The 8,530-nt window shown below is 72.7% G+C and carries 7 protein-coding genes; 5 read left to right on the forward strand and 2 right to left on the reverse strand.

The features are described 5' to 3' along the window. The first annotated feature begins 146 nt into the window (after window positions 1–146). The 5 genes from FMEAI12_RS15795 to FMEAI12_RS15815 all read left to right on the forward strand — a co-directional run bounded on the left by FMEAI12_RS15795 (window position 147) and on the right by FMEAI12_RS15815 (window position 6,159). The gene (locus FMEAI12_RS15795) at window positions 147–1,667 is read left to right on the forward strand and encodes a class I adenylate-forming enzyme family protein (RefSeq protein ID WP_112106613.1); all 1,521 of its coding nucleotides are present in this window, start codon (window positions 147–149) and stop codon (window positions 1,665–1,667) included. A gap of 85 nt (window positions 1,668–1,752) precedes the next feature. Further along, window positions 1,753–2,853 (forward strand): NAD(P)-dependent alcohol dehydrogenase, encoded by a 1,101-nt coding sequence (locus FMEAI12_RS15800; protein WP_112106614.1) that lies wholly within the window; start codon window positions 1,753–1,755, stop codon window positions 2,851–2,853. After that, entirely contained in the window at window positions 2,853–3,662 is an 810-nt protein-coding gene (locus FMEAI12_RS15805) for an enoyl-CoA hydratase/isomerase family protein (protein ID WP_112106615.1), read from the forward strand. The genes FMEAI12_RS15800 and FMEAI12_RS15805 overlap by 1 nt, the downstream gene beginning before the upstream one ends. Next, window positions 3,659–4,813: an acyl-CoA dehydrogenase family protein gene (locus FMEAI12_RS15810; protein ID WP_112106616.1), complete on the forward strand. Its 1,155-nt coding sequence runs from the start codon at window positions 3,659–3,661 to the stop codon at window positions 4,811–4,813. The genes FMEAI12_RS15805 and FMEAI12_RS15810 overlap by 4 nt, the downstream gene beginning before the upstream one ends. Beyond that, window positions 4,813–6,159, forward strand: coding sequence for an acyl-CoA dehydrogenase family protein (locus FMEAI12_RS15815; RefSeq protein WP_235014044.1), 1,347 nt, complete (start codon window positions 4,813–4,815; stop codon window positions 6,157–6,159). Before FMEAI12_RS15810 ends, FMEAI12_RS15815 begins: the two co-directional genes overlap by 1 nt. A gap of 71 nt (window positions 6,160–6,230) precedes the next feature. Here the strand turns inward: FMEAI12_RS15815 and FMEAI12_RS15820 are convergent, their stop codons facing one another. Both FMEAI12_RS15820 and FMEAI12_RS36635 read right to left on the reverse strand, forming a co-directional pair. Then, the gene (locus FMEAI12_RS15820) at window positions 6,231–7,895 is read right to left on the reverse strand and encodes an AMP-binding protein (protein WP_112106617.1); all 1,665 of its coding nucleotides are present in this window, start codon (window positions 7,893–7,895) and stop codon (window positions 6,231–6,233) included. Between the two features lie 112 nt (window positions 7,896–8,007). Further along, window positions 8,008–8,265, reverse strand: a complete 258-nt coding sequence (locus FMEAI12_RS36635) for a hypothetical protein (RefSeq protein ID WP_160144281.1) — start codon at window positions 8,263–8,265, stop codon at window positions 8,008–8,010. Window positions 8,266–8,530 lie beyond the last annotated feature (265 nt).

Consider the following 8,530-nt stretch of genomic DNA (forward strand, 5'->3'; position numbering starts at 1 on the left):
CTGGGCGAGAACCCTAAGTTATATATTTAGATTTTTCCAGCCTCAACATCGAGATGGTGGCCGGTAGGTGCTACCGGTGAGGGTCGGCTGCCGCGCCGCCGTGGCTTGCCGTGCGTGCCGGACGCGCACAGGAGAGGACGACGACGTTGACGTTCTGGGGCCTGCTCGACGACGCCGCCCGGCGCGTGCCGGACGCCGTCGTGCTGGCGGACGACCACGGCCGCTCGCTGACCACCGCGGCCCTGCGTGACGCGGCCGGCCGCGCGGCGGCGGGCCTGCACGGGCACGGCGTGGAGCCGGGCGACGTCGTGTCCTGGCAGCTGCCCACGACGCTGGAGGCGGTGGTGCTGCTGGCGGCCTGCGCGCGGCTCGGTGCGGTCCAGAACCCCGTCATCCCGGCGTTCCGCCACCGGGAGGTCGGGTTCATCGTGCGGCAGGTCTCGGCACGCCTGGTCGTCGTGCCCGAGTCGTGGCAGGGGTTCGGCCACGGCGAGATGGCCAGGTCGCTCGGGCCCGAGGTGCTGGCACTGGACCTCGACGGCCCGCCCGGGTCGGCACTTCGCCTGCCCGAGGGCGACTCCACCGGCCTGCCCGCCGCCCCCGCGCGGGCCGACGAGTGCCGGTGGATCTACTACTCCTCCGGCACGACCGCCGACCCGAAAGGGGCGCGGCACACCGACGCCTCGGTGATCGCCTCGTCGGACGGTGTCGTCGCCGGGCTCGGTTTCGGCGCCGGGGACGTGTACCCGATCGCCTGGCCGATCGGCCACATCGGCGGGGTCTCGATGCTCGCGGCGGCGCTGCGGGCCGGCGGGACGCTGGTTCTGTTCGACGCGTTCGACCCGGCCGTGACGCCTGAGCGGATGGCGGCCCACCGGCCGACGATCCTCGGCTCCGCGACGCCGTTCTTCCGCGCGTACGCGGCCGCGCAGCGCCGTCGCGGCGGGAAGCCGCTCTTCCCGGCGCTGCGTGCCTGCGTCGGCGGCGGCGCGGCGACACCGGAGCCCGTCAGCCGGGAGGTCGCGGAGGTCCTCGGCGTGCCCGGAGTGCTGGGCTCCTGGGGGCTCACCGAGTTCCCGGTGGCCACCAGCGAGACGCCGACGGACGCCGAGCCCGGCACGACGGTTGGCCGGCCGGCCGCCGGTGTCCGGGTGCGGGTCGTCGCTGGCGAGCTGCGGTTGAAGGGCCCGCAGTGTTTCCTCGGCTACCAGGACGCGGCGCTGGACGCCGACGCCTTCGACGCCGACGGCTGGCTGCGGACGGGGGACCTCGGAGACGTCGACGAGCAGGGCCGGGTGCGGGTGCGGGGTCGTCTGAAGGAGGTCGTCATCCGCAACGCGGAGAACATCTCCGCGGCGGAGGTGGAGAGGGTGCTGGCGCGGCATCCCGCAGTGCGCGACGTCGCGGTCGTCGGTGTGCCGGACGAGCGCACCGGCGAGCGGGTGTGCGCCGTCGTCGTGGTCGGGCCGGGCGGGCCGGGCGGGCCGGGCGACGAGGTCACGCTGGCCGCCCTCGTGGCACACTGCCGAGCCGAGGGGCTGGCCCGTCACAAGTGCCCGGAACGCCTGGAGGTCGTCGACGAGCTGCCGCGAAGCCCGATGGGCAAGGTCCTCCGGCGTGAGCTCGAAGGCTGGCTGGCGTCGGCACCGGGCGGCGTAATCGGTTGAAAACATATACATCAATGGCTACGATTCTCGTGCGAAGGCCGTGACCGCCGGACGGCGGAACACCACCTAGCCGGGAGGCCGTTCGATGAAGGCGACCGCGGCGGTACTGCGTCGGTTGGACGGGTCCTACGAGCTCGAGGAGATCGTGCTCGCCCCGCCCGGTCCCGGCGAACTGCTGGTCCGTGTGGTGGGCGTGGGCATGTGTCACAGCGACCTCGTGCCACGGCGGCCCAAGTCGTTCGCGCCGCCGCCGATTGTCACCGGTCACGAGGGCGCCGGCGTGGTCGAGGCCGTCGGCGAGGGAGTACGGCGGGTGTCGGTCGGCGACCACGTCGTGCTGTCCTTCGACTCCTGCGGTGACTGCCGGAACTGTCGGAAGGGCCTGCCGCCCTACTGCGACACTTTCCTGGTCCGCAACATGTTCGGGCGGCGGGCCGACGGCACGACCGGGGCGCGCGACGCGGCGGGGAACGCGATCTCCTCGCGGTGGTTCGGGCAGTCGTCGTTCGCGACGCACTGCCTGGCCACCGAGCGCAACGCGGTTCTGGTCGACCGGGAACAGCCGCTGGAGAAGCTGGGGCCCCTCGGCTGCGGCATGCTGACTGGCGCCGGATCGGTGCTCGTCGGGATGAAGGTCACCGCCGGCGCCAGCTTCGTCGTGTTCGGTGCCGGCGCGGTCGGGATGGCCGCGATCATGGCGGCGAAGGTGGTCGGCGCGTCCCCGATCGTCGCCGTCGACCTCCATCAGCACCGGCTGGAGCTCGCCCGCGAACTCGGCGCCACCCACGTGCTGAACGGAACGGACGCCGACCTCGTGCCGCGGATCAGGGATCTCACGGACGGCGGTGCCGACTTCAGCTTCGACACCACGGCGAACGTCGAGTCGATCGCGAACGCGGTCGCGGTGCTGCGGATGGCCGGGCACTGCGGGCTGGTGGGCGTCCAGAGCCGACCGGTGACGCTGGGTCCGATGGCGCTGGTCGGCAAGACCGTGTCGGGGATCCTCGAGGGCGGCGCCGACCCGCACGTCCTCGTTCCCCGCCTCATCGACCTGTGGCGGCAGGGCCTGTTCCCGTTCGACCGGCTGATCGAGACCTTCCCGCTCGAGGCGATCAACGCCGCGGAGGAGGCGACGCTTTCCGGAAAGGTGATCAAGCCTGTGTTACTGCCCGAGAAGACGACCTGATGGATTCGACGCTCGTCGAACGCGGCGGCGGCCTGGTCACGGTCATCTTCAACCGGCCGGAGAAGAAGAACGCGCTGGACGGGACGAACTGGGCCGACCTCGCCCGGATCCTGACCGAGGTCGCCCGGAACCCGGCCGACCGGGCGCTGCTGCTGACCGGCGCCGGTGGGAACTTCTCCTCGGGCGCGGACCTGACCGGCGGCGCGGGCACGGAGGGCGGGGCCGGCGAGGCTGGCGGACTTTCCGGCCCCCGGCAGGCGATCCTGCACGAGATGCGCACCGCCGGCGACATCGTGAACCGGCTGCACCGGTTGCCGAAGCCGACCATCGCGGCGGTGGACGGTGTCGCCGTCGGCGTGTCGCTCGGCCTGGTGCTCGCCTGCGATCTCGTCGTCGCCAGCGACCGGGCCCGGTTCTGCGAGGTGTTCGCCCGGCGGGGCCTGTCCCTGGATGGCGGGACGTCCTGGAGCCTGCCCCGCCAGATCGGGTTGCGCCGGGCGAAGCAGATGGCCCTGTTCGGTGACTGGGTGAGCGCTCCGGACGCGTTGGCGTGGGGCCTGGTCAACGAGGTCGTGCCGGCCGACGAGTTGCCGAAGGTCGCCGCCGCGTGGGGCCGGCGGCTGGCCGCCGGGCCGACGACCGCGCTCAGCCTGATCAAGCGGCTGCTCGACGCGAGCGACTCGACCACGTTCGAGCGGGCGGTCGAGGACGAGGCCCGGGCCCAGCACATCGCCTACACCACGAAGGACGCGCGGGAGGGGTTCCGGGCGTTCGCCGAGCGCCGCGAACCCCGGTTCACCGGCGTATGAGCGTCGGTCTGCTGGCGTCCGCGACGCCCGAGCAGGAGCTGCTCCTCGACTCCAGCGCCAGGTTCATCGAGCGGACGATGCCGCTGCCGTCAGTCCGGGAGTTCGCCGCGGGCTCCGGCGGAGTGGACGCGCGCTACCTCGAAGCCGCGGGCTCGCTCGGCTGGTTCGGGATGCTGGTCGGCGAGGAGCACGGCGGCGGCACCGTGTCGGGCAACGGCCTACTGGACGCGGCGGCGGTCGCCGCCGAGCGGGGCGCCGTCCTGCAGCCCGGCTCGTTCGTCGCGGCGAATGTCGTCGCGCACCTGCTGGCGGCCGAGGGCCCGAGGCACGGCGGGACCCTCGCCCGGCTGGTGGCCGGCCGGGGCCGGGCGACCTGGGTGGTGGGCGACGTCGCCGGGCTGACGCCGGGCGCCGGCGCGATCGTCGCGGGCGAGGACGGTGCCGGCGGTTTCCGCCTGGCCGGCGACGTCCGGCACGTACCGGACGCGGCCGACTGCGACCTGCTGGTCGTGGCCGCGCGCGGGCCGCGCGGGCTGACGCAGTTCCTGGTCACCGCAGACACTCCCGGAGTCCAGGTGCGGCGGATGACGAGCCTGGACATCACCCGACGGCCGGGCGCGGTGCGGTTCCACGATGTCCGGGTGGGCGCGGACGCCGTGCTCGGAGCGCCGGGCGACGCGACCGCGGCGCGGTTCGAGCATCAGGTCGGGACCGCCGCGGTCCTCACCGCCGCGGAGTCGGTCGGGGCGATGCACCGTGACCTCGCGGCGGCGGTCGAGTACGCCAGGACACGTATCGCCTTCGGACGGCCGATCGGCTCGTTCCAGGCGGTCAAGCACCTCCTCGCCGACCTGAGCCTCTCCCTCGAGATGGCGAAGGCGGTGGTGGCCGCCGCCGCGGAGTCGCTCGGTTCCGGGGCGCTCGGTTCCGGGGCCCACGACGGGATGGATCTCGCGCACGCGGCGAAGGCCTTCGTCGCCGAGCAGGGCGTCGAGCTGGCCCACGGCTGTTTCCAGGTCTTCGGCGGGGTCGGTTACACCTGGGAGCACGACCACCACCTGTTCATGAGGCGCCTCGCCGCGGACGCGGTGGCGTTCGGCTCGGCGCAGTGGCACCGCGGCCGGCTGGGCGAGCGGATCGGAGTCGGTTGATGCGGGACGTCGCACCGGAGCGTGGCGACAATGTGCCGCCGGAGCGTGGCGACAACGTGCCGGCGGAGCGTGACGACGACACGGCGGTGCCGGCTCTCGACGAGTACCGGGCGCGGGCCCGGTCCTGGATCGAGGCGAACCTCGAGCGACTGCCGGCCCCTGCCCCCCGCCGGGGCGGTACCGGTCCGGCGGCGATCGCGGCCGGGCGCGCGCTCCAGCGCCGGCTGCACGAGGCCGGGTACGCGGGGATCACCTGGCCGCGTGAGTACGGCGGCCAGGGCCTCGGGCCGCAGTACGAACGTGCCTTCCAGCAGGAGGCGCGCGGCTACCGGCTGCCCGAGCTGGGAATAGCCGGCGGCACCACGTTCGGTGTCTGCGCCATGACGATGCTCGCGCACGCGTCGGCGGACTTCCTGCGCCGGCACATCCCGAGGATCCTCTCCGGCGAGGAGCTGTTCGTGCAGTTCTTCTCCGAGCCCGAGGCCGGGTCGGACCTGGCCGGCGTGCGCACCCGGGCGGTCCGTGCCGGCGAAGGGTGGGTCCTCAACGGGTCGAAGATCTGGAGCAGTGGCGCCTACTACGCGGACTGGGGCATGTGCCTCGCCCGCACCGACTGGGACGTGCCGAAGCACCGCGGCCTGACGTGGTTCGCCGTCCCCGTCACCGCCCCCGGCGTGACCGTGGAGCGGATCAGGCAGATCACCGGCGACGCGGAGTTCTGCCAGGAGTTCTTCGACGACGTCGTGCTCGGCGACGGCGACGTCATCGGCCAGGTGAACGACGGCTGGACCGTCGCCCAGACCATGCTGATGTTCGAGCGCGGGGGAGGGCTCAGCCACGGCACCCGCACCACGCGGGCCTCGACCGGTGTCGCGCCCGACCTCGTCGAGCTCGCCCGGGCCGCCGGCCGGCTCGCGGACCCGCTCACCCGCGACCTGATCGTGCGCGCCCACGTCGACGACGTGGCGCGCCGGGCGTTGCTCGCGAGGCTCGGCGCGCGGATGCGGACGGATCCCGCCCAGGCGCTCCACCTCGCGTCCTACGCCAAGCTGGTCAGCGGCGTCTACGACCCGATCCGCGCCGACACCGCCATGCGCATAGGCGGCGCGGACGCCGTGAACTGGGACGCCGTGAACGGGGACGGGGAGCCCGGCGAGAGTCTCGGGAGGAAAGCCGCGGTCGGCTTCCTCAACAGCCGCTTCATGTCCATCGCCGGCGGCACCAACGAGATGCAGCGCAACAGCATCGGAGAGCGGGTGCTCGGGCTTCCCCGCGAACCGTCGTTCGACAGCGGCAAGCCGTTCCGGGAGGTTCTGCGGGACGCCCGCGGCTGGTCGTCGGACTGAGAGCAGCCCGACCATCGCGGTTACCCGACCATCGCGGCCACCGCGCCGCACGGCCGCCGCGCAGTCGCCCGTCAGGTTCTCGTCACGGTGGCGGAGACCGCCTCGAGAGCCGCGCGTCGTGCCCAGGTGTAGTCGGCTTTGCCGGTGGCATGGCGGCCGATCCGCGGGCACAGCAGCACCGCCTGGGGCGCCTTGAAACGCGCGAGCTGGCCGGCGACGTGCTCGCGAACCGAGGTGGGAGACAGCTGCGCACCCGTCCGGAGCTGGACGAGCGCGACCACCTCCTCGCCGTAGCGGTCACTCGGCCGTCCGACGACGAGCGCGTCGAGGATGTCGGGGTGCTGCCGGAGCACCTCCTCCACCTCCTCGACGAACACCTTCTCGCCGCCGGTGTTGACGACCATCGCGTCGCGTCCGAGCACGACGATGCCGCCGTCGCTGTCGTAGCGGGCGCGGTCGCCGGGAACCGAGGTCCGCCGGCCGCCGACGAGCGGGAAGGTCTGTTCCGTGCGTGTCCGGTCGCAGAGGTAGCCGAGTGGGATCCGGCCGACCCGTGCCGTCCAGCCGACCTCGTCGTCCCCGGGTTCGAGGAAGCGGGACCGGTCCGCGGACAGCACCGCGGCACCCGCGGCGAGCCGGAACCGGTGCGCCTGCCTGCCCGACGTCGACGTTCCGAACGCCATCCCGCCCGTTTCGGACGCGCCGTACCCGTCGACGACGGTGAGCTGGGGCAGCAGCTCGAGCAGCGCCTGCTTGAGCCCGGCACTGGTCGTCGCACCGCCGGTGCCGAGGCGTACCAGCGAGGTCAGGTCGTAGGAGCGGGCCCGGATCTCGTCCACCAGCGGCCGGGCGTAGGCGTCGCCCACGATCGACATCATCGTCACCCGCTCACGCTGGATGGTCCGCAGGATCGCGCGGGCGTCGAAGGGCCGGGAGTCGTCGTGCAGGACCACCGTGCCGCCGTTGACGAGCCCGGCGAACGCGGTCCACTGCGCGGCGCCGTGCATCAGCGGAGGAGCCGCGAACCAGACGCCCGCCCCCGTCCTGGCGATCCCCGCGATGACGTCGCGGGTGTCTACGTCGGCGCCGCCCGCGGCGCCGACGTAGACGTCCCCCTGACGCCACAGCACGCCCTTCGGTGTACCGGTCGTGCCGCCGGTGCAGACGAGGTAGAGGTCGTCGGGTGACGGGACGGGAAGATCGTGGACGCCCTGAGCGTCGGCGAGCGCGGACGGGAACGAGGTGCTGCCCGGTAGGGGGGCGACGCCGGAGCCGTCGTCGACGTCGATCAGCAGCAGTCCGTTGAGGCGGCCGTCGGGCCGGGCGTTCAGTCGGACGGCCTGGGCGACTTTCGGGCCCAGCCGTCGGTGGTACACCACGGCCTCGGCGCCGACCTGGCTCAGCAGCGCGCCGATTTCCCTCGGCGCATAGTGGTGGTTGACGTTGAACGGCACGGCGCGTGCCCGGAAGGCCCCGATCATCGTCTCGAGGTACTCGGGGCAGTTCGACATCACGACCGCCACGGTGCTCTGGCCGCACTCCCAACGCCGCAGCTCGTGACGTTCCCGCCGCACCCCGAGCCCGTGCCGGCGGAGGTACGCGGCGAGCCGCCGGGTGCGGTCCCGTACCTGCGCATAGCTGCGGCGCACGGTCGCCGACACCAGCATGTCGCGGTCGGGGGCCACGTCGGTGACGACGTCGAGCACGGCGGGTAACGACCACTCCTGGGCTGTCACGTGGCTCTCCCTCACCCGCCGGACGCGGTTCCGGCCCGCGCGTGGGTTGTCCGGTTGACGTGGCGTCCAATATCTCTAGATATATAGCCATGACGCAAGAGTCTGTCCCGTCCTACCACCCGAACGTCCGGGCGGACCGTGACGGATTCGTCGTGACCGTCACGATCGACCGGCCGGAGTCGAGGAACGCCTGCACGGGTGACATGTGGGTGGCGCTCGGGCGCATCTTCCGGGAGGTCGGGCACTCCGGTGCCCTCGACGACAGACCGCCCATGAGCGCACCCGACGTGAACAGATCCGACTCCAGGCTGCCGAGATGTTCGCTCGCGGTACCAGCGACCCGCAGATCGCCCGGTGCTTGCGCGTTCACGTACCTCGGTGAACCGATGGCACCAGGTAGGGGGAGCGCGGCGACGAAGCTCCCCACTGGCAGGGGCGGCGGGGGAATTCCTCCGGACCTGTTTTCGTTCTGCGGGTTCGGGTAGGGACCCGTTTCCAGCCTCTTCCCCCAGGTCAGTGATCATGCCGGCTTGCGCCGGCACCCTGTCCTGATGAGGATGTTGGTGCCGTCCGGTCCGACGTCGTTGCTCTGTGGTGCCTGCGAGCCCGTAGGTCAGTGTGGCGCGGAGGTCCTG

It is taken from the genome of Parafrankia sp. Ea1.12 (assembly GCF_900465275.1).
In the GTDB taxonomy this organism is placed as follows: domain Bacteria; phylum Actinomycetota; class Actinomycetes; order Frankiales; family Frankiaceae; genus Parafrankia; species Parafrankia soli.